Source organism: Nocardia cyriacigeorgica (assembly GCF_010858045.1).
Lineage (GTDB): Bacteria > Actinomycetota > Actinomycetes > Mycobacteriales > Mycobacteriaceae > Nocardia > Nocardia cyriacigeorgica_E.
Genome location: NZ_JAAGVC010000013.1, coordinates 44,646 through 60,766 on the forward strand (window position 1 = coordinate 44,646; position 16,121 = coordinate 60,766).

Annotated in this window: 20 protein-coding genes; 14 read left to right on the forward strand and 6 right to left on the reverse strand. The window is 68.6% G+C overall.

What is annotated here, in order from left to right; translation table 11 throughout:
* The first annotated feature begins 56 nt into the window (after positions 1-56).
* The 5 genes from GV790_RS14445 to GV790_RS14465 all read left to right on the forward strand — a co-directional run bounded on the left by GV790_RS14445 (position 57) and on the right by GV790_RS14465 (position 3,710).
* Positions 57-239, forward strand: coding sequence for a hypothetical protein (locus GV790_RS14445; RefSeq protein ID WP_163813866.1), 183 nt, complete (start codon positions 57-59; stop codon positions 237-239).
* 28 nt (positions 240-267) lie between these two features.
* Entirely contained in the window at positions 268-1,065 is a 798-nt protein-coding gene (locus GV790_RS14450) for a biotin--[acetyl-CoA-carboxylase] ligase (protein ID WP_280213432.1), read from the forward strand.
* 87 nt (positions 1,066-1,152) lie between these two features.
* Positions 1,153-1,680 (forward strand): PH domain-containing protein, encoded by a 528-nt coding sequence (locus GV790_RS14455; RefSeq protein WP_163813867.1) that lies wholly within the window; start codon positions 1,153-1,155, stop codon positions 1,678-1,680.
* Between the two features lie 40 nt (positions 1,681-1,720).
* Positions 1,721-2,398 (forward strand): response regulator transcription factor, encoded by a 678-nt coding sequence (locus GV790_RS14460; protein WP_036533618.1) that lies wholly within the window; start codon positions 1,721-1,723, stop codon positions 2,396-2,398.
* A gap of 1 nt (position 2,399) precedes the next feature.
* Positions 2,400-3,710, forward strand: a complete 1,311-nt coding sequence (locus tag GV790_RS14465) for a sensor histidine kinase (RefSeq protein ID WP_163813868.1) — start codon at positions 2,400-2,402, stop codon at positions 3,708-3,710.
* Positions 3,711-3,725: 15 nt separating this feature from the next.
* Here the strand turns inward: GV790_RS14465 and GV790_RS14470 are convergent, their stop codons facing one another.
* On the reverse strand, positions 3,726-4,274 hold the full coding sequence (locus tag GV790_RS14470; RefSeq protein WP_036533622.1) for a GtrA family protein: 549 nt from the start codon (positions 4,272-4,274) through the stop codon (positions 3,726-3,728).
* Positions 4,275-4,313: 39 nt separating this feature from the next.
* Here GV790_RS14470 and GV790_RS14475 point away from each other — a divergent pair, with 39 nt between their 5' ends.
* The 5 genes from GV790_RS14475 to GV790_RS14495 all read left to right on the forward strand — a co-directional run bounded on the left by GV790_RS14475 (position 4,314) and on the right by GV790_RS14495 (position 9,493).
* Positions 4,314-5,534 (forward strand): 5-(carboxyamino)imidazole ribonucleotide synthase, encoded by a 1,221-nt coding sequence (locus GV790_RS14475; protein ID WP_256673288.1) that lies wholly within the window; start codon positions 4,314-4,316, stop codon positions 5,532-5,534.
* The gene (gene purE, locus GV790_RS14480; RefSeq protein WP_175585896.1) at positions 5,527-6,036 is read left to right on the forward strand and encodes a 5-(carboxyamino)imidazole ribonucleotide mutase; all 510 of its coding nucleotides are present in this window, start codon (positions 5,527-5,529) and stop codon (positions 6,034-6,036) included. Before GV790_RS14475 ends, purE begins: the two co-directional genes overlap by 8 nt.
* 31 nt (positions 6,037-6,067) lie before the next feature.
* Positions 6,068-6,751, forward strand: coding sequence for a TetR family transcriptional regulator (locus GV790_RS14485; RefSeq protein ID WP_163813870.1), 684 nt, complete (start codon positions 6,068-6,070; stop codon positions 6,749-6,751).
* 160 nt (positions 6,752-6,911) lie between these two features.
* Positions 6,912-8,072 (forward strand): acyl-CoA dehydrogenase, encoded by a 1,161-nt coding sequence (locus GV790_RS14490; protein WP_163813871.1) that lies wholly within the window; start codon positions 6,912-6,914, stop codon positions 8,070-8,072.
* 230 nt (positions 8,073-8,302) lie between these two features.
* Entirely contained in the window at positions 8,303-9,493 is a 1,191-nt protein-coding gene (locus GV790_RS14495) for a serine hydrolase domain-containing protein (protein ID WP_163813872.1), read from the forward strand.
* Between the two features lie 11 nt (positions 9,494-9,504).
* On the opposite strand, the gene GV790_RS14500 is transcribed toward GV790_RS14495, so the two are convergent.
* Positions 9,505-9,843 (reverse strand): GNAT family N-acetyltransferase, encoded by a 339-nt coding sequence (locus GV790_RS14500; protein WP_324191483.1) that lies wholly within the window; start codon positions 9,841-9,843, stop codon positions 9,505-9,507.
* Positions 9,843-11,201: an FAD-binding oxidoreductase gene (locus tag GV790_RS14505; RefSeq protein ID WP_163813875.1), complete on the reverse strand. Its 1,359-nt coding sequence runs from the start codon at positions 11,199-11,201 to the stop codon at positions 9,843-9,845. Before GV790_RS14505 ends, GV790_RS14500 begins: the two co-directional genes overlap by 1 nt.
* 189 nt (positions 11,202-11,390) lie before the next feature.
* On the opposite strand from GV790_RS14505, the gene GV790_RS14510 reads away from it, so the two are divergent.
* The gene (locus GV790_RS14510) at positions 11,391-11,708 is read left to right on the forward strand and encodes a hypothetical protein (RefSeq protein ID WP_306043179.1); all 318 of its coding nucleotides are present in this window, start codon (positions 11,391-11,393) and stop codon (positions 11,706-11,708) included.
* A gap of 79 nt (positions 11,709-11,787) precedes the next feature.
* A complete protein-coding gene (locus tag GV790_RS14515; RefSeq protein WP_175585897.1) occupies positions 11,788-12,285 on the forward strand; it encodes a GtrA family protein in 498 nt (165 codons plus the stop codon).
* A 66-nt stretch (positions 12,286-12,351) separates the two neighbouring features.
* Here GV790_RS14515 and GV790_RS14520 read toward each other — a convergent pair whose 3' ends face one another.
* Genes GV790_RS14520 through GV790_RS14530 form a run of 3 tightly spaced genes read right to left on the reverse strand, consistent with a single transcriptional unit; the run spans position 12,352 to position 14,331 of the window.
* The gene (locus GV790_RS14520) at positions 12,352-12,990 is read right to left on the reverse strand and encodes a Type 1 glutamine amidotransferase-like domain-containing protein (RefSeq protein ID WP_163813878.1); all 639 of its coding nucleotides are present in this window, start codon (positions 12,988-12,990) and stop codon (positions 12,352-12,354) included.
* A 4-nt stretch (positions 12,991-12,994) separates the two neighbouring features.
* Positions 12,995-13,831 (reverse strand): maleylpyruvate isomerase family mycothiol-dependent enzyme, encoded by an 837-nt coding sequence (locus GV790_RS14525; protein WP_163813880.1) that lies wholly within the window; start codon positions 13,829-13,831, stop codon positions 12,995-12,997.
* On the reverse strand, positions 13,828-14,331 hold the full coding sequence (locus GV790_RS14530) for an HIT family protein (protein ID WP_163813881.1): 504 nt from the start codon (positions 14,329-14,331) through the stop codon (positions 13,828-13,830). Before GV790_RS14530 ends, GV790_RS14525 begins: the two co-directional genes overlap by 4 nt.
* 357 nt (positions 14,332-14,688) lie before the next feature.
* On the opposite strand from GV790_RS14530, the gene GV790_RS14535 reads away from it, so the two are divergent.
* Both GV790_RS14535 and GV790_RS14540 read left to right on the forward strand, forming a co-directional pair.
* The gene (locus GV790_RS14535) at positions 14,689-15,807 is read left to right on the forward strand and encodes a Re/Si-specific NAD(P)(+) transhydrogenase subunit alpha (RefSeq protein ID WP_175585898.1); all 1,119 of its coding nucleotides are present in this window, start codon (positions 14,689-14,691) and stop codon (positions 15,805-15,807) included.
* Positions 15,807-16,121, forward strand: coding sequence for an NAD(P) transhydrogenase subunit alpha (locus tag GV790_RS14540; protein ID WP_014349354.1), 315 nt, complete (start codon positions 15,807-15,809; stop codon positions 16,119-16,121). The genes GV790_RS14535 and GV790_RS14540 overlap by 1 nt, the downstream gene beginning before the upstream one ends.

Here is a 16,121-nt window from a genome sequence, read left to right on the forward strand (position 1 = left end):
GCATTCATTTTTCGAGCTCAGGGGAGGGAGCGAGCATGTTCGGATGGAGTAGATCGGTGGCCGAACACGCGACCGCGGCGGCGTTCACCCGGCCGGTCGCCGAGCCGGAACCGAAGTTCACCGAAGCGGAGTCGGCCGCGGAATCCGGATTCACCGCCGAGGCCGCCGAAGGGGAGACCGGAGGCGGCTCCGCGATGCGATCGGCACCGCGTCCGGCCGATTTCGATCTCGCGGGGTAGCGCCGCCGACGGCGAGTAGCCTGCGCATGTGCACAGGCCACCGTTGGATGCAGAGCAGTTGCGGCGCGATATCGCCGAGGACGACCAGTTGTCGTTCTATCGCGAGATCGAGGTGGTGGAGACGACCGGATCCACCAACGCCGATCTGATCGCCAGGGCGGCTGATCCGGCCGCCGACCGGATCGCGCTGCTGGCCGAGGCGCAGGAGCAGGGGCGCGGCAGGCACGCCAGGGTGTGGGTGAGCCCGCCGCGCGCGCAGATCGCGCTGTCGATTCTGGTGCGGTTGCCGGGGATCGATCCCACCGCACTCGGCTGGCTACCCCTGTTGACAGGAGTGGCGGTGGTGGACGCGCTGCGCACCACTGCCTCGGTGCCCGCGACGCTCAAATGGCCGAACGATGTCTTGATCGAGGGCCGGAAGGTGGCGGGCATCCTCGCCGAGGTCGCCGCGAGCGGCGCCGAGCTCGCGGTGGTGGTCGGCATCGGGCTCAACGTGAGCCTCGCCGAGGACGAGCTGCCGGTCCCGCATGCCACCTCGCTGACGCTGGCCGGTGCGGACGGCGTCGACCGCACCGCGGTGGCCCGTTCGATCCTCACCGAATTCGCCCGCCGGATCACCGCCTGGCGCGAAGAGGATTGGGCCGTCGCCCATCTGGCGCACGCCTACCGGGAGCGGTGCGCGACGCTCGGTGCCAGGGTGCGCGCCGACCTGCCCGGCGGCAAGACGCTCACCGGCGTGGCCACCGACGTCGACGATGCGGGCCGGCTGCTGATCGGTGATCGGGCGGTCTCGGCAGGCGACGTCACCCACCTGCGCCCCGAATAGCGCTGAACTCGTTGCGGTCGAGCGCGTTCCGTCGACACCACGCCGCGCGCCGGTCGTTTCGCCGTGGTGGGCGGTAGGGTTCGGCACATGGGTTATCCGGAGGACGTCCTGGCGCCCGACGAAGAGCTGATACTGCATCGCCATCCGCACTGGAAGATGCTGTTCTGGCCGGTCGTCACCTTGATCGTCGCCACCGCCGTCGCGGGCTTCGCCGGCGGGGTGGCCTACCGCAACACCGAGGCGCCGGGCCGGTCGATCCTGTTGCTGGTGATCTTCCTGATCTGGCTGCTCATCGTGATCTGGCGCTGCGTCATTCCGCTGATCAGCTGGAAGTCGACGCATTTCATCATCACTCAGCGGCGGGTCCTGGTGCGCCAGGGCGTGATCACCCACACCGGCATCGATATCCCGATGAGCCGCATCTCCAGTGTGCAGTTCCGGCACGGCCTGTTCGACCGGCTGCTCGGCACCGGCACCCTGATCATCGGATCCTCGTCGGAGGAACCGCTCGAATACGACGACATCCCGGCGGTGCAGCAGGTGCACGCGCTGCTCTACCACCAGGTGTTCGAGGTCGAGCGCGGCCATCGTGACGATTCGCACGGCTACCGGTGAGCGGCGCGCCGGTCGTGGCGTCGGTCCGTAATCTTGCTCTATGACCGCTGTACTGCTGGCCGAGGACGATGAGGCCATCGCCGCGCCGCTCTCGCGCGCCTTGGGCCGGGAAGGCTACTCGGTCACCGTCGAACGCTTCGGTCCCGCGGTGCTGCGCCGCGCGCTCGAAGGCAACCACGATCTGCTGATCCTCGATCTCGGGCTGCCCGGCATGGACGGGCTGGAGGTGTGCCGTCAGGTGCGGGCGCGTGGCGCCGATCTGGCGGTACTGATGTTGACCGCGCGCACCGACGAGGTCGATTTCGTGGTCGGGTTGGACGCGGGCGCCGACGACTACGTGGGTAAACCGTTCCGGCTGGCCGAACTGCTGGCTCGGGTGCGAGCGCTGTTGCGGCGCAGCGGAATCGGCGACGACACCGTCGAGGTGGGTGGCATCCGGCTCGAGCCCGCCGCGCGGCGGGTGCTGGTCAATGGCGTCGAGGTCGGTCTGGCCAACAAGGAGTACGAGCTGCTCAAGGTGCTCATCGACCGGGCAGGCCAGGTGGTCTCGCGCGAGACCATCCTGCGCGAGGTGTGGGGCGACGCCGAACTGCGCGGCTCCAAGACCCTCGATATGCATATGTCGTGGCTGCGCCGCAAGATCGGGGACGAGGGCCCGATGGCGGAGCGGCGCATCGTCACCGTGCGCGGTGTCGGATTCCGGCTGAACACCGACTGACGTGCGGCGCCGGATCCTGCGGTCCATGCTGACCGTGCTCATGCTCACCACGGTGGCGCTCGGTGTGCCGCTGACCTACACCGCGTGGCTGTGGGTCGAGGACATCACCCGCAACGATCTGCAGAACCGGCTCGAACGGATCGCGGTGGAGGTGATCGCCCAGGAACGCGAGGACGGGCGGGTGCACGACGGCCTCGATCTGCGCACGGTGCGTCCGCTGGTGCCCGACGACGGCAAGCTCACCATCATCTATCCGGCACCGCACGACAACGCCTCGCAGGTGGATATCGGCCCGGAGCGGGTGCAGGATCCGCTGCTGGAATCGCTGTCGATGGGTGCGTCGGGGTCGCTGCGGCTCGAGGTGCCTTCGGCGCCGATGCATGCCAGGCAGCGCCAGGCCGTCGCCGTGGTGGGGCTGGCCGTGCTGGCCTCGCTCAGCGCCGCGGTCGCGGTGGCGGTGGTGACCGCGCGCCGGGTCGCCGATCCGCTGCGCGATGTGGCGGCGCGGGCGGCCCGGCTGGCCATGGGTGATTTCCGGCCCGATCCGCGCAGGCACGGCATCGCCGAGCTGGACCGGGTCTCCGATGTGCTCGATTCGGCGACCGTCGAGATCGCCGGCCGGCTGCAACGCGAGCACGCGCTGGTGGCCGACGTCTCCCATCAGTTGCGCAGCAGGCTCACCGCGGTGCGGCTGCGCCTGGACGAGCTGTCGGCGCACCGCGATCCGGATGTGGTGCACGAGGCCGAGGAGGCGATGGCACAGGTCGACCGGCTCACCGAGGCGATTGATGATCTGGTGCGCGCCTCCCGTGACGAGGACGCCACCGACCGCGATCCGGTGCCGGTGATGGACGAGCTGCGCGGCATCGTCACCGAATGGACCCATCCGTTCACCGAGGCCGGGCGCACCCTGCAACTGATCGGCGACGACCAATTGCGCGCGCCGATCACCGGTTCCCGGTTGCGGGAGGCGGTCGCGGTGCTGATCGACAATGCCCTCATGCACGGCGGCGGCACCTGCACGGTGTCGGTGCGCACGGTGCGTCCCGGTGGCGATCGGGAGCCGCTGGTGTGTGTGGAGATCGCCGACGAGGGCGACGGCGTCAGCGATGAGCTGGCCCCGCACATCTTCGATCGGGGTTTCTCCGGCGCCGGTTCGACCGGGGTGGGGCTGGCGCTGGCGCGGGCGTTGATCGAAGCCGATGGCGGGCGGCTGGAATTGCAGCGGCGCAGGCCCGCGTTGTTCGCGGTGTTCCTCGGGGCGCCGACGGCGACGCGTCAGGCCAACGGGGTGGTGGGGGAGCCGCGCTAGCTTCGCGGCGATCGCTCAGCCCTGATGGCCGAGGCGGCGCTCTTCCTCGACGAGCTCTTCGAACTCTTCCATGATCTGTTCCATCTCATCGGGGAACACCCAGCGGCGCATGGCCCAGAAGCGGAACGCCATCTGCAGCAGATTGCCGATGATGAACGCGCTGATGAAATCGGCGACATTCTCCACGAGGAAGCTGACGTCGGGTTGGCGCAGGTGGAAGACGTAACTGGAGATCCACAGCGGCACGAAGCTCAGCACCACGCCGACGCCGCTGACGGCGAAGAACAGTGCGGCTTCGTGGTGGCGTTCGCGGCCGCCGCGGTTCTTGAACGACCATTCCCGGTTGAGGATGTAGGAACAGATCACCGCGATCACACCGGAGATGATCTTCGCGGTGACCGGCTTCGGCTCCAGAACTGTCCACTTCAGTAGGTAGAAGATCCCGCTGTCGATGACGAAGGTGGTCGCGCCGACGATGGCGAACTTGATCAGCTCGCGGTGGCGATACGCGATCTCCTGCGCAGGCTTGGGAAGGACGCTGACCACGTCGTCGACGAATGACACAAGGCCCGAGTGTACCGGTAGCGGTCATTCGCACCGGACATGACAGTATTGACCGACGTGAGCGCACGTTCCTTCGATCCTTCGGCAATGCCGACCGTCACCATGATCGGCGGTGGCCAGCTCGCGCGCATGACGCACCAGGCCGCCATCGCATTGGGCCAGCGCCTTCGGGTGCTCGCCGAGCATCCCGGCGATCCGGCCGCGCAGGTCAGCCCCGACGTCGTCCTCGGAAGTCACACCGACCTGGCCGCGCTGCGCGCCGCCGCGGTGGGTTCGCACGCGCTGACCTTCGACCACGAGCATGTGCCGACCGAACACCTCGAGACGCTGGTCGCCGAGGGCGTGAACGTGCAGCCGCCGCCGTCGGCGCTGCTCTACGCCCAGGACAAGCTGGCCATGCGGACGAAACTGTCGAGCATGGGGCTGCCGGTGCCCGCGTTCGTGGAGGTGTCCGAGCCAGCCGACGCGGTGAAGTTCGGCGCCGAACAGGGCTGGCCCATCGTCATCAAGGCGGTGCGCGGCGGCTACGACGGGCGCGGAGTGTGGATGCCCGAGGACGCCGCCGAGGCCGAGCTGATCGTCACCGAGCAGTTGGCGAACGGGGTGCGGCTGCTGGCCGAGGCCAGGGTGGACCTGAAGCGGGAGCTGTCCGCGATGGTGGCGCGCTCGCCGTTCGGGCAGGCCGCGACCTGGCCGGTGGTGGAGACCGTGCAGCGCAAGGGGCAGTGCGCGGTCGTCATCGCGCCGGCGCCGGAGTTGCCGGAGCAGGTGGGTGCCGAAGCCGAGACCATGGCGCTCGCGCTGGCCAACGAACTGGGTGTGGTCGGTGCGATGGCGGTGGAGCTGTTCGAGACCCACGACGGAACCCTGCTGATCAACGAGCTGGCCATGCGCCCGCACAATTCCGGGCACTGGGGCATGGACGGCGCCCGCACCGGCCAATTCGAACAGCATCTGCGCGCGGTACTCGACTACCCGCTCGGCGACACCAGCCCGCTGGCGCCGGTCACCGTGATGGCGAATATTCTCGGCGCGCCCGAGGCGCCTGCCATGTCGATGGACGAGCGGCTGCATCATCTGTTCGCCCGGATGCCGGATGCCAAGGTGCACCTGTACGGCAAGGGTGAGCGCCCGGATCGCAAGATCGGGCATGTGAACGTGCTGGGCGATGATGTCGCGACGGTGCGCGAGAAGGCCGAGCGGGCGGCGCATTGGATGTCGCACGCCGTATGGACCGACGGATGGGATCCGCATGAGTGAGCAGCAGGGCCCGGCAGTCGGCCTGATCATGGGCAGCGACTCCGACTGGCCGACCATGGAGGCCGCCGCCGAGGCGCTGGCCGAGTTCGGGATCCGCTTCGAGGTCGGCGTGGTCTCCGCGCATCGCACCCCGCAGCGCATGCTCGACTATGCCCGTGACGCCGCGGGGCGCGGTATCAAGGTCATCATCGCCGGTGCGGGCGGGGCGGCCCATCTGCCGGGCATGGTCGCCTCGGCGACCCCGCTGCCGGTGATCGGTGTCCCGGTTCCGTTGAAGTACCTCGACGGGATGGACTCGCTGCTGTCCATCGTGCAGATGCCAGCGGGCGTCCCGGTCGCCACCGTCTCCATCGGTGGCGCCCGCAACGCAGGCCTGCTCGCCGCCCGCATCCTCGCCACCCAGGATCCGGCCCTGCTGGAGCGGATGCGCCAGTTCCAGGCCGGGCTGGAGCAGATGGTGCTGGACAAGGACGAGGCGCTGCGCCGCAAGCTGCTCGGCTGAGTACTGCGCCGGCGCTCGATACGGTGAAACGATGACGACCGACGACACAGCGCGGGTCACAGCGGGTGACGACACCGTCCGGTTCCGCTTGGCCGTGGTGGATGTGGCCCTGCGGCTGTTCGCCGAGCAAGGGTACGAGGCGACGTCGGTGGATGCGATCGCGGAGGCCGCAGGGATTTCGCGGCGCACGTTCTTCCGGCAGTTCCGTTCGAAAGAGGACGTGATCTTCGCCGATCACGAAGCCCAGCTGGCGGCGGCGGGGGAATACCTGAGCACCAGCGAGGAGGACCCGTGGGACGCGGTGTGCTCGGCGGTGGTGCAGGTGTTCGAACGATTCACCCAGTGGCGCGATATCGCCGCGCGCCGGTACCGGGTGGTGCGGCGGGTGCCCGCACTGCGCGAACGCGAGATCGTGACGGTGTTCCGGTACGAGCGGTTGTTCACCGATTTCCTGCGCGAGCGGTTGCCGGAGGCCTCTGATCTGGCCAGGGTGCAGTTCACCGCGGCGGTCACCGCGACGCACAACTATCTGCTGCGGCGCATGGTGCGCGGGGAATCCGATGCCGGTGCGGCCGATCTGCGGGTCGAACTGGCCGCGATTCCGCGCGGCGGGCAGCAGCCGCGGTCGGATGAGATGGTGCTCGCGGTGTTCCCGCGCGACCTGCCGCCGCGCCGGGTCGCCGACCTGCTCGAACACCGCCTCGGTAATCTGTGACCAGCCACACAGTTGGATTCTGACACTCAGTGCCATACGGTCTCTGCCGGTAGTGCCAGTTCGGCGCGTATACTCGGCGTCGACGTGGCACTGAGTGCCGGACCAATCTGTGTGTCCGGAAAGGACCGCAGCTTTTCACACACGATCAGGAGCGTGCCCGATGGCGGGAAACCCCGATTTCGACCTGTTCAAGCTCGAGGACTTCCACGATGAGCTGCGTGCTGCCATCCGCGGCCTGGCCGAGAAGGAGATCGCGCCCTACGCCAAGGACGTCGACGGCAACGCCCGCTTCCCGGAAGAGGCGCTGACCGCCCTCAACGCCGCGGGCTTCAACGCCGTGCACGTGCCCGAGGCCTACGGCGGCCAGGGCGCCGACTCGGTCGCCACCTGCATCGTCATCGAAGAGGTCGCCCGCGTCTGCGGTTCCTCGTCACTGATCCCCGCGGTCAACAAGCTCGGCACCATGGGCCTGATCCTGAACGGCTCCGAGGAGCTGAAGCAGAAGGTGCTCGGCGACCTGGTGAACGGCAAGATGGCCTCGTACTGTCTGTCCGAGCGTGAGGCCGGATCCGACGCCGCGTCCATGCGCACCCGCGCCAAGCAGGACGGTGACGACTGGGTGATCAACGGCTCCAAGTGCTGGATCACCAACGGCGGCAAGTCCGAGTGGTACACCGTGATGGCCGTGACCGATCCCGAGAAGGGCGCCAACGGCATCTCCGCGTTCATGGTGCACAAGGATGACGAGGGCTTCGTCGTCGGCCCGCTCGAGCACAAGCTCGGCATCAAGGGTTCGCCCACCGCCGAGCTGTACTTCGAGAACTGCCGGGTGCCGGGCGACCGCATCATCGGCGAGCCGGGCACCGGTTTCAAGACCGCACTGCAGACCCTCGACCACACCCGCCCCACCATCGGCGCGCAGGCCGTCGGCCTGGCCCAGGGCGCGCTCGACGCGGCCATCGCCTACACCAAGGACCGCAAGCAGTTCGGCAAGGCCATCGCCGACTTCCAGAACACCCAGTTCATGCTGGCCGATATGGCGATGAAGGTGGAAGCGGCCCGCCTGATGGTCTACACCTCGGCCGCGCGCGCCGAGCGTGGTGAGCAGAACCTCGGCTTCATCTCCGCCGCGGCCAAGTGCTTCGCCTCCGATGTGGCCATGGAAGTCACCACCAACGCCGTCCAGCTCTTCGGCGGCGCCGGCTACACCACCGACTTCCCGGTGGAGCGGATGATGCGTGACGCCAAGATCACCCAGATCTACGAGGGCACCAACCAGATCCAGCGTCTGGTGATGAGCCGCGCCCTGCTCAAGGGCTGAGTACTCGCCGGCCGAGCGGCCGGAAGAGCTCGACGTGGCAGCCCCGGGCGATCGGACCATATCGGTTCGATCGCCCGGGGCTTTCGTTCCGTATAGCCGTATATGCGCCCCATCGGTCGCTGCCCACCCGTCGCCCGGCTCGCATCGCGCGCCCCGGATACGATGAGCGCGGCGCTCTCGGCCGTTGTGAACGCCGGTCTCGCCGATGGAACCGATAGCGAGGACCGTTCATGAACGAGCCGGCAGCACAGCCGTCGCGCAGGCGTCGATACCTACTCCGCGCGGCTGTCGGATTCGCGGCGACGGTGGTGCTGCTGATCGCCGCCGCGTTCGGCGCCACCGCCCTCATGTCGCTGCCCTCCCCGCCGACATTGGCGCAGCTGATGTTCGCACCGCCGTCGACCCAGGGTGAGCTGTTCGCCTCGCGCACCGTGCCCGCGTCGCCGCAGCCGCGGCCGCTGCCGAAAGCCGAAGCGCCGCTACCGGATACGGTGCCATGGAAGGGTGCGCGGATCTCGGTGGCCGAGTTCCTCGACACCACGAAGACCAATTCGTTCGTGGTGCTGCGCGACGGGGTGATGATCCACGAGTGGTACCGCGACGGCGTCGGTCCGACCACGAAGCAGTCGTCCTGGTCGGTGGCCAAATCGGTGGTGTCGCTGCTGATCGGCCGGGCCATCGGCGCCGGGCAGATGAGCGAGGACGACCGGCTGGTCGATCTGCTGCCCGAACTCGCCACCGGCGCCGACTACGACAAGGTCACCATCGGTGATCTGCTCGATATGAGTTCGGGCATCGATGTTTCGGAGAACTACAACAAGTGGGCACCGTTCACCGGCACCGCCCGCATGTATCTGACCACCGATCTTGCCGAGTTCGTCGACGGGCATCGCACGCTGATCTTCCCGCCCGGCAGCAAGGGCGATTACCGCAGCGTCGACACCCAGCTGCTCGGTATGGCGCTGGCGCGGGTCACCGGTACTTCGCTGAGTGAGCTGCTGGCGCGCGATATCTGGGCGCCGATCGGCGCGGTGGACGACGCCCTGTGGAATCTCGATCGCGAGGGCGGCCAGGAGAAGGCGTTCTGCTGTCTCAATGCCACCGCCCGCGATTTCGCCAAGATCGGGCAGCTGGTCGCCGACGGCGGCCGCGTCGGCGATAACCAGCTCGTGCCGCCGGTCTGGATCGAGCGCATCGATACGCCGTCACCGCACCGGGTCTCCGATGAGGGCTACTCGGCGCAGTGGTGGCATCCGGACGGCGGCGACGGCGCGGATCTGTCGGCGGTCGGCGTCTACGGCCAATACATCTGGGTCGATCCGCCCAGCCGCACCGTCATCGTCAAGCTCAGTGATTACGGCACCTCGCAGGACGAGACGGAGACCTTCGAGGTCTTCCGCACCATCGCCCGCGCGGGCTGACTCGCGGCCGCTCAGGCGACCAGGTCGGCGTACTCCGGGTGCGCGCCGATGTACTGATCGACATACCAGCAGGTGGGAACCACCGAATAGCCGTTGTCCTTGGAATCGGCGAGCGCGTATTCGACCACCTGGGCGGCCACGCCGCGGCCACGGAATTCCGGGAACGTCATGGTGTGGTGGAAGTCGCGGACCTTGGCGTCCTCGCGTTCGGAATAATCGGCATAGCCGGCGAGGGTGTCGTCGATGTAGATCTCGAATCGGGTATCGGCGACATTGTGTTCGAGCCTGGTGGTCATATCGGGGTGGAACTCCTTCTCCGGCGCGGTTGTTCCGGATGCGCTCGATTCGATCACAGGATGGCGCCCGGATTGAGGATGCCGTGCGGGTCGAGCGCGTCTTTGATGCGGGCGGTCAACGCCATCACGTCGGGGCCGAGCTGATCGGGCAGCCAGGCCTTCTTGAGCCTGCCGACGCCGTGTTCGCCGGTGATGGTGCCGCCGAGGGCGATGGCCAGGTCCATGATCTCGCCGAAGGCCCGGTGGGCGCGTTCGGTCATATCCGGATCGGTGGGGTCGTGCACGATCAGTGGGTGGGTGTTGCCGTCGCCCGCGTGCGCGATCACCGAGACGATCACATCGTTGCGTTCGGCGATCTCGGCGATGCCGTCGACCAGCTCGCCCAGGCGCGGCAGTGGCACGCCGACGTCTTCGAGCAGCAGCGGCCCGAGTCGTTCCACCGCGGGGATGGCGAATCGCCTGGCGGCGGTGAAGGCCTCACCTTCCGCGGGGTCCTCGGTGTGGAAGACCTCGGTGGCGCCGGCCTTCTCGCAGGCGGCGACCATGATCTCGGCCTCGTGCGCGGCGAACGCGCCTGGCGCGTCGGATCGGGCGACCAGCAGCGCGGCGGCCTCGCGATCCAGGCCCATGCGCATCTCGTCCTCCACCGCGTTGATCGCGACGGTGTCCATGAATTCGAGCATGGCCGGGCGCAGCGCACCGGTGATGGACAGGATCGCCTCGGTGGCCGCGGCGAGTGTGCCGAACGAGGCGACCACCGTGCTCTGCGGCGGCTGCGCGGGCAGCAGCCGCAGGGTGAGTTCGGTGATGACGCCGAGGGTGCCTTCGCTGCCGACGAACAGTTTCGTCAGCGACAGGCCCGCCGAATCCTTCAACCGCGGCCCGCCCAGCCGCACCGGGGTGCCGTCGGCCAGCACGACCTCCATGCCGAGGACGTAATCGGTGGTGACTCCGTACTTGACACAGCACAGCCCGCCCGCGTTGGTCGCGGCGTTGCCGCCGATCGAGCACATCTCGAACGACGACGGGTCCGGCGGATACCACAGCCCGTGCTCGGCGACGGCCCGCTTGACCTCGGCATTGAGCAGGCCCGGCTGCACCACCGCGGTACGGGTGATCGGGTCGACGGTGATCTCGCGCATGCGTTCGGTGCTCAGCACGATCCCGCCGTCCACCGCGGTCGCCCCGCCGGACAGCCCCGAACCCGCGCCACGGGGCACCACCGGGACCCTCCGCGCGTGCGCCCAGCGCAGCGTCGCCGCGACGTCGGCGGTGCTGCTCGCCCGGACCACCGCCAGCGGGGTGCCCGCATCGGGGTCGCGGGCCCAGTCGTGCCGGTAGCCGTCGAGCAGATCGGGGTCGGTGACCACCGCGCCGTCGGGCAGGGAGTCGATCAGATCGTGCAGGTCCACAGCGACAACGCTAGCGTCCGGGACGATCCTTGCCGCGCCCAGCCGCGCGTGGCAGGCACCGCCGGTGCCGCAGCCGGGCGCGCAAGCCGCCGAATGTGATGTCGCGCGCCGGAGTGGCCCCGCAGCAGGGCATGGGGCGACAATCAGCTGTCGGGGTTTGTGCACTGGTCGGGCGGAGGGATGGCGTTGATGCAAGTCGAACCGCAGAGTTGCCGGGAGCTGGTGGCCGCGATGTTCTCCGCCGAGTTCGTCGACGGCGGGGTCGATCCGGCGGCGTTGCGCCGCGTACACGCGGGTGAGCACGCCGAATGGGCGCTGGCCCTTGATCGGTCCGGGATGTTCGGCACCGACACCGTCGCCACGGTCACCGCGCAGTGGCGTGAGGATCCACGGGTGCTGTTGGACGCCCTGCTCACCGAGGCCGACGACGTCACCCGCCGCCGCTGCCTCACCGCATGGGCCGCACTCGGCGATGGCGGCGCGGACACCCGCGCCCGCATGGCCTGACCGGCGCGTTTCCCCGCCGATCATCTCGGCCTACCAGCTGATAACTTCGGCGCCACCTGCCGCTGGCACCCTGGCCGCCGTGCATGATCTGGCCGTCGCCGCCGACACCCTGGCCGCGCGTTTCACTCGCCTGTGCCAGGCCGTGGTCGCGCGGCTGCCGTTCGGGCTGGACCGGATCGTCGCGCCGACGTTCCTCGGCTTCGCGCTGATCAACAGCTTCACCTTCGGCGTGGACCTGGTGCTGCTCACCACACTGCACAGCGGTCTCGGGCTGCCGCTGTGGATATCGGTGACCGTCGGCTATGTGTGCGCGTTCGGGCTGGCCTTCCTGCTCAACCGCACCTTCAACTTCCATTCGCACGCCCCGATCGGCAGGCAGGCCGTGGTGTACGCGGTGGTGGTGCTGATCAACTATCTGGCCTTCATCCTCGGTGTCAGCACCGGGCTGACGGCGCTTGGCCTCGAGTATCACCTGTCCAGGCTGGCCGCGGGTGCCTGTGAAGCCGTCTACATGTACAGCGCGATGCGGTGGGTGGTCTTTCGCCGGCGCGCGGAACCCGTGCCCGACACGAGGTGACGGCGGGTCGGCGGCTACGATGTGCGCCCGGCGGGGGGTTCGCCACGACGCGGCTCGGCCATCGGGTCAGTGGAACAGTCGCACCGCGTCCCCGTCGACGACGACCACATCGTCATCGGTGAGCGCCCAGTGCTCGACTCCGGCGGCCCGATAGGCGGCGGCCAGGCGGTTGCCGTCGCCGTCGGGGTCGGTGGCGGAATCGATATGCGGGACGATCGGCCGGTCGATCAAACCCAGTCCGTCCCAGCGCGGCTCGACACCGCAGGCGGGCAGCACCTCGGCCGGGTCGTCGGCGGTTTCCAGACCGTGCAGATCGGGCGCGAGCACGCAGGCGCCCGCGCTGTATCCCGCGTACACCAGCGCGTCGGCGGCGAGCAACTCCGGGATGACGAGATCGGCCCCGCTGCGCGCGAACTGTGCCCGCAGCACGAAGGTATTGCCGCCGCGCACCCACACCATCGGGAACTCGGCCAGCCGCTGCGCCAAAGCCTTTGCGCGGCCGGCGTATTCCCGCAGATCCACTTCCTCCGGGCGATAGCCGAGCGTGCGCAACGGCACCAGATCGCTGGTCACCGCCGCGGCCCGGGCCCGCGGCCAGGCATCGCAGGCGTTGGCGATCACCGCGACCCGCCCCGGCGGCCCGGCGAGCGCGGCCAGCCGGTCGGCGTGCGCGCCGAAACGGTAGGACGCCAGGAACAGCCGCATCGGCTCAGATGGTGAAGGCGAGGGTGCGCACCAGCCGCCTGCCCAGTTCGTCGTCGCCGGAGAAGCCGATCTCGCCCATCCGCGAATCGGCGGTGACCCGGCCGCCGCCCAGCCGGACCATCAGGCCGGAATCCAGGGTGATGGTCGTGGTCGGCGGGCCGTCGAAGGCGTCGACATAGCGGGCCCGGCCCTCGACCGCGATATGCAGGGTGCGGGCCAGCGGTCCGGTCAATTCGAAAGCGATCCGCGAACCTTCGGGGGCCTTGCCCACCTTGGCGATCACCCGCGGCACGGTCTGGGCGAACTCCTGGAACGCCAGTTCGCCGCGCCGCCCGCCCTCGTCCACCCGGACGCCGAGCGCGTCGGCGATATCCAATTCGTGCATCCAGCAGTCGAACAGCCGCACCCGCATGAACCGGCCGTAGCTCACCGGCCCGATCGGCGACTGGGTCTGCGCCTGCCACTGCGCCTCGTCCATCGCCGCCAGCGCCTTGCGCCTGCGTTCGGTGACGTCGTGGAACCGTTGCAGCAGTGCGGATCCGGTGAGCGGGCGCAGCCGCTGGATCCAGATCTCGTTGAACACCGCGGTCTCGTTGCGTACATGCGGCAGCGAATGCACATCGACCTCGGGTTGCGAGCGATCGCGCGCGGGCGGCTTCTCCCCGAGCAGGAACGACTCCGTGCCGACCACATGGGCCACCACATCGAAGACGGTCCACCCCGGCAGTGGGCTCGGGCTGCGCCACACGCGCTCTTCCAGCCCGTCGACGAGGGTGGCGATGGCCTCCCACTGCTCCGGCAGCAGTGCGGTGAGCTCGGCCTGATTCGGCGTATCCGTCATCGTGGTGCGGGTCCTTCCCCCGTGCTGGTCTGGTCGGTATCGAGTTCGGTTGCGGCCGTGATGGTTCCGGCCGCGGAGTCGAGTGCTTCCAGGCCGGAGCGGATCGCGGCGGCGGTGGTGGCGGGCTCGTGCGGGCGGCGCAGCAGGAAACCGGCGGCGAAGCGGAGTTTGTCGCCGTGTCTGCGCGGTACCACGTGCAGGTGCACATGTGGCACGGTCTGGAAGGCGGCGGTGCCGTCGTTGAGAATGAGGTTGGCGCCGTCGGCGGCCAGTCCGCCGCGCCGGATCGCCAGCGCGAGTCGATGCCCGGCGCGGAACAGTTCGGCACCGGTATCGGGATCGAGGTCCTCGAGTTCGGTGGCATGGCGTTTCGGGACCACGAGGGTGTGGCCGCGAGCGATCGGGCGGATGTCGAGGAACGCGCACAGAGTGTCGTCCTCGTACACCTTGGTCGCCGGAGCAACACCTGCCACGATGCGGCAGAAGACGCAGTCGTTCACACGGCGACCATACGGCGTATGAGTGGCCTGGGACACCCTGCGTCCACTGAATGGCGTGATGCCTGTCACTGCGGCAGCCCTCCGCAGCTACCCGACCTCACGACCTACCTCGAGGTGGGTAACCCACCCGGACGTACGGTCTTGTGCCGTTTGCCCTGCTCAGTCACGATCTGAGTCCGAAAGGGCAACCTAACCCGGGGGTCCGCGTGTGACCGGACTCTCAGCTAAGCTCACCGCGGTCCGGGTACAGTTGCCAGGATTTGGTGGAACTTACTCTTCGGTAACTTCGTTCGCCGCCGCTCGGTGGCGCTGAGTCGTTCGGTAGAGCTAAGCCAGCACGAGAAGGAAGTCTGACAGGTGGAGACAACGCAAAACGTGGGCGAGGAGTCCCCGCGCGGAGCGCGTGTCGGAGTCGTTCGCGAAACCGGCGCGGGCGAACGACGTGTCGCATTGGTACCCAAGATCATTCCTGCCCTGGTGAAACAGGGCGTGCAGGTGGTCGTGGAATCCGGTGCCGGACTCGGCGCGCTCATTCCCGACGAGGCCTACATCGACGCGGGCGCGACCATCGGTGATCCGTGGTCGGCCGAGGTCGTGGTCAAGGTCGCCCCGCCCAACGACGCCGAGGTGGCCAAGCTGACGGCCGGGCAGACGCTGATCGGGTTCCTCGCTCCGCGCAACGCCGACAACCAGATCGCCGCCCTGAAATCGGCCGGCGTGCAGGCCTTCGCGGTCGAGGCGATCCCGCGCATCTCGCGCGCGCAGGTGATGGACGCGCTGTCCTCGCAGGCCAACGTGGCCGGCTACAAGGCAGTGCTGCTCGCGGCCTCGGAATCGACCCGCTTCTTCCCGATGCTCACCACCGCCGCGGGCACCGTGAAGCCCGCGACCGTGCTGGTGCTCGGTGTGGGTGTGGCCGGTCTGCAGGCGCTGGCCACGGCCAAGCGCCTCGGTGGCCGCACCACCGGTTACGACGTGCGCCCCGAGGTCGCCGATCAGGTGCGCTCGGTCGGCTCGCAGTGGCTGGATCTCGGCATCGACGCCGCCGGTGAGGGCGGCTACGCCCGCGAGCTCACCGAGGAGGAGAAGGCCAAGCAGCAGCAGGCCCTCGAAGACGCCATCAAGGGCTTCGACGTCGTCATCACCACCGCGCTGGTGCCGGGGCGCCCGGCGCCGCGCCTGGTCACCGCCGCGGCCGTGGAGGGCATGAAGCCCGGCAGCGTCATCGTCGACCTGGCCGGTGAGACCGGTGGTAACTGCGAGCTGACCGAACCCGGCCAGACCGTGGTCAAGCACGGGGTCACCATCTGCTCGCCGCTGAACCTGCCCGCGACCATGCCCGAGCACGCCAGCGAGCTGTACTCGAAGAACATCGCGGCGCTGCTGGAACTGATGCTGGTCGACGGCAAGCTCGCCCCCGATTTCGACGATCAGGTGCTCGCCGATTCCTGCGTCACCCGCGAGGTGGAGAACTGATGTACACCGAACTGCTTGCCAATATCGCGATCCTGGTGCTGTCCGGCTTCGTCGGATTCGCGGTCATTTCCAAGGTCCCCAACACCCTGCATACCCCGCTGATGTCGGGCACCAACGCCATTCACGGCATCGTGGTGCTCGGCGCGCTGGTGACGCTCGGCAAGGTCGAGGACCCGTCGGTGCTGATGCAGGTGATCCTGTTCGTCGCCGTGGTGTTCGGAACCCTGAACGTCATCGGTGGTTTCGTGGTCACCGACCGCATGCTCGGCATGTTCAAGGGCAAGAAGCCGGCCGCGCAGAAGGCGAGCGAGTAA